The sequence below is a fragment of the Bacillus sp. JJ664 genome (assembly GCF_036962205.1).
Classification (GTDB): domain Bacteria; phylum Bacillota; class Bacilli; order Bacillales; family Bacillaceae_G; genus Gottfriedia.
Window position 1 is genome coordinate 1 of record NZ_JBALMS010000140.1, and the last position, 3,595, is coordinate 3,595.

Sequence of the window (3,595 nt, forward strand, 5' to 3'; positions counted from 1 at the left end):
TTGTTGAACTAACTGGCGCGTTAGTTGAATATGAAAGGGCTACTTTTATGTAGTCCTTTTTCTATGGGATTTCTGTTAAACTAAATTTATGGAAATATTTAACAAAAAATGTGAAGGCGTGAAGAGTTCATGAAACGGATTTTACTATCAATTTTTGGTTTATTTCTTGTCTTTTCGTTTACAGGATGTATAGGAGAAGATTATGACTTTAGCCCTCCTACTGTCACGCTATCGAGTCCTACGGATACGGGGTCAGTAAAATTGAAAGAAGCGCATATTGATTGGAGAGGGGAAAACGGTAAAAGAATCGAAAAAGAAACGGAAGACATTATCGCATTCGCAAAGAAACAAAAACCATTAACTTTTCAGTCTGGAGAACAAGTAGATTTGTTATTTGATAGTGAAGATTTCAAAGTCGATTCTTTGAACGTTTCGGTATGGAAGGATAATGAAGAGGTGAAGGGAACAACATTGAAACTGAGCAACCACCGTTCGTTCTATTTACCTAAAGAAAAAGGAAAGTATGTCATTATGGTAGACCTTCGAACGGATCGAGGGGAAGCTCAATATGTAGGAAATGTCACGATTCAGTAAGAGGGGAATCGTTTTTTATTGAGACGTTTTATTAATGAAAAACTATTTTATCAGATTGGTTTTGGCCTATTAACTATTGGGATTCTAGTAACCTTCTCAGAAATTTTTAAAGTTGAAATCTTTAATTCAAATTACGATATTATTGTATTGTTTATAGTTACTGCAGGAGATTGGCTTGGGTGGATTTTCTACAAGTTAAAAAAAGTAAAAAAGTATAATGAATCTTCAACTAACTGGCGCGTTAGTTCAATATGAACGAATTTATGGAGTCGATGAAGGTGGGTCACTCAATAAGAAAAGGAGCAAAAGAGCTAAACAAAGCACTTTTGTTCCTTTTCTGCGCATATATCTAGCATAAATTAAATGTGATCATGCTCCCCACAATTGATTAGTTTATCTTTGTCATACTCTTTAATTTCATCGCATAATATTCGCTATCCACTAACTCCAACATTAACAGTCCAACATTTTTATCTAAATAGAATACAAATGATTCTCCAGTATCATCATAACTGACTTTTACAACCATGACATTATTGTACATTTTGTCATTTAGTATTAATTTATATGACGTTGATAAAACCTGACTTGTAAATTTTCCATAGTCATCTTCATTTTTATATAGTTCTCCTTCATCAACTGGCATTGAATATTTAAATAATGTTGTATAATCACTCGTAAACGCCAATTCTTTTTGATTACTTGTACTGAAAGCATAAACATAATATCTTTCATCGTCTTCCGCGTCTGGTAGCGTTCTTATATCGAATATTGAAGTGCCTTCTTTGAAAAAGCTATTTTTATAACTGTCACAATCCTCAATGAATTTACAAAAACCGTCAATTGTTATCGGTCGATATTCAGTATCGCCATCTGTACTTGTATAGAGATAGGTAAAATTGTCATCTAACATATATCCACTAGTAATTCTATTTTTTATAGAAACGCTTTTCTTTTTATAGGAAATTAGTTTGAAAAGACTTTTAAATGGTTTTTTCTTAATATCCTGTATTAACAATAAACCTAAATCATTTGCATAATAACTTTGTATGGTTTTCCCTCCGCCAGTTGTTTTTATAACCAATACATTTGAATACTTTTTCTTGCCCAAAGTAAGTGATGAAATTGTCGATAATACTTCATTATTTAATGTAATATTACCTCTAAAAGATTTATATTTTTTTCCTTTTTTCAATGGCATTGGCAATTGATAAAATTTTTCTGGAGCTCCGTTATAACCTAGACTTGTTTCATTTTTATTACTTGTATTAATCACATAGTCTTTCTTTTTTGTAGATAAATTTGTCGATATAAAGTACGAATCTTCCATTTTATAATCTAAAAAACATTTTCGATCATTATAAAATGTTGTACAATACTCCCCGATGGAACTTGGTGAGAGTACATTCTTTTGATTTTTTTCATCTATGTATGTATATTCATAGCCGTGATTGATTTTATAACCTTCCGTAACTGTCCTATTTATATCTACTTTTACAGCAGCTTCGGCAGTTGTAGTATCTTTTTTTGGATAATTTGTGACGGAACAAAGAAGAACTATCAGTATAATCATTTTCAAGAACTTATTTATCATTTTCATCCTCCAAAATTTTGTTTATTCCATTGTATTATACAGAATTTTCCAAAATTTATAAATAGTTCCCAAAACAACAAACTTACATTAAGATTGATAACTTTAAGCTTGTGGAGGAAAGTTAATCCTTACCCAACTAACTGGCTAGTTAGTAGAAAGAAAAAAGGGTTAGCATTGGTAACTCTTTTTATTTTGAATTAAAGTAGTTTAGTTATAGCAGGAGTATTGAAAAGATGTGGTGAATATAACTATGAATAAGTAAGTTAAGGGTGGGTTTTACTTTTATGTGGAAGAATTATATATCTGATATTTCAAATGATTATCAATTTAAAACACCTGCAACAAGTGCAGAAATAGCATCACTAAAAAAAGAATTAAATGTTGAATTACCCAAAAAGTTAAAAGAATTATATAGTGAAACAAATGGTGTGTCTGGTGAATATGGGATTTATTTGATTTGGTCAACAGAACAGATGGTAAAAGAAAATTTGTTTTTTAGGACTATCCATAATTTTAGAGACAATATGATTCCATTAGATAATTTTTTGTTTTTTTCAGATGCAGGCAATGGGGATTTATTTGGTTACCAGATAATAGATGGTAGAATTCAAAATGATGAAATATATGTATGGAATCATGAAGATGATACATGTACTGTGATCGCATCTTCGCTAGAAGATTTTATTAGTAGAATGATTAACGGAGGTATTTCTGTTTAAAGAAATGCCTTTTTTGTGCAACTAAAACAGTCTATTTGTGGGAACATGTTATTGAGATGAGGGATAAAAATGAGTGGTTCAATTGGGGTAAGTTACTCTACTAGTTTATATGAAATTATTGGTACGATATTAGCAGGTATAATTTTAGGCGTGATATTATTAATTTATAGCAAAAAAAGGGGAGTAAGAAGGACAGGGTTCCTTGGACTGGGTGCATGTGTATTAAGTAGTTTTATCCTCGGTCTGTATGTGCAAATTCCGGTTTTTATAATCTTTTTATTTTTGATCAAAGTCTCTTCAAAAAAGCAAATACATACGTAAGTTTTTGAAATAGAACTGGTATCCTTATTGAACTAACTGGCGCGTTAGTTAGATATCATGATCGACGTTTCGTCGATTTTTTTGTTTTTATCTGGAAGATTAGTTGGAGAAGAAAGAAGGAAATTAAGGCAGGTTATGAAGAAAGTGTAGTTAATGTGAGAAAGGGAAATTCTTCTTTAACATTTTAATATCTATAATTAATAGATAATCTTCTAAGGAGTGTACATAAATATGGCAGTTGTTGAAAATAAAAAAGTGAATAAAGCTCTTATTTTATTGTTAGTTTTTAATGCTATATTACTAGCCGCAATCTTTCCAGAAATTCAAAGTTTGTATTATAAAACTATTATTCAAAAGACCAAAAAAG

5 protein-coding genes are annotated in these 3,595 nt (G+C 30.6%); 4 read left to right on the top strand and 1 reads right to left on the bottom strand.

Features of this window, described 5'->3' with window-relative positions; translation table 11 throughout:
* Positions 1 to 129: 129 nt before the first annotated feature.
* A complete protein-coding gene (locus V7056_RS18110) occupies positions 130 to 594 on the top strand; it encodes a hypothetical protein (protein ID WP_499703794.1) in 465 nt (154 codons plus the stop codon).
* 18 nt (positions 595 to 612) lie between these two features.
* On the top strand, positions 613 to 849 hold the full coding sequence (locus tag V7056_RS18115; RefSeq protein ID WP_499703795.1) for a hypothetical protein: 237 nt from the start codon (positions 613 to 615) through the stop codon (positions 847 to 849).
* A 133-nt stretch (positions 850 to 982) separates the two neighbouring features.
* On the opposite strand, the gene V7056_RS18120 is transcribed toward V7056_RS18115, so the two are convergent.
* Positions 983 to 2,188, bottom strand: coding sequence for a hypothetical protein (locus tag V7056_RS18120; protein WP_499703796.1), 1,206 nt, complete (start codon positions 2,186 to 2,188; stop codon positions 983 to 985).
* 284 nt (positions 2,189 to 2,472) lie between these two features.
* Between V7056_RS18120 and V7056_RS18125 the strand changes: the two genes are divergently transcribed.
* Together V7056_RS18125 and V7056_RS18130 are read left to right on the top strand one after the other, a co-directional pair.
* On the top strand, positions 2,473 to 2,907 hold the full coding sequence (locus V7056_RS18125; RefSeq protein WP_499703797.1) for an SMI1/KNR4 family protein: 435 nt from the start codon (positions 2,473 to 2,475) through the stop codon (positions 2,905 to 2,907).
* A gap of 69 nt (positions 2,908 to 2,976) precedes the next feature.
* Positions 2,977 to 3,228, top strand: a complete 252-nt coding sequence (locus V7056_RS18130; protein ID WP_499703798.1) for a hypothetical protein — start codon at positions 2,977 to 2,979, stop codon at positions 3,226 to 3,228.
* Positions 3,229 to 3,595: the final 367 nt, after the last annotated feature.

Excerpts from the sequence above, each read along its gene's own strand:
- V7056_RS18120 (WP_499703796.1), bottom strand. The coding sequence starts at position 2,188 with ATGATAAATAAGTTCTTGAAAATGATTATACTGATAGTTCTTCTTTGT.
- V7056_RS18130 (WP_499703798.1), top strand. The coding sequence starts at position 2,977 with ATGAGTGGTTCAATTGGGGTAAGTTACTCTACTAGTTTATATGAAATT.
- V7056_RS18110 (WP_499703794.1), top strand. The coding sequence starts at position 130 with ATGAAACGGATTTTACTATCAATTTTTGGTTTATTTCTTGTCTTTTCG.
- V7056_RS18125 (WP_499703797.1), top strand. The coding sequence starts at position 2,473 with ATGTGGAAGAATTATATATCTGATATTTCAAATGATTATCAATTTAAA.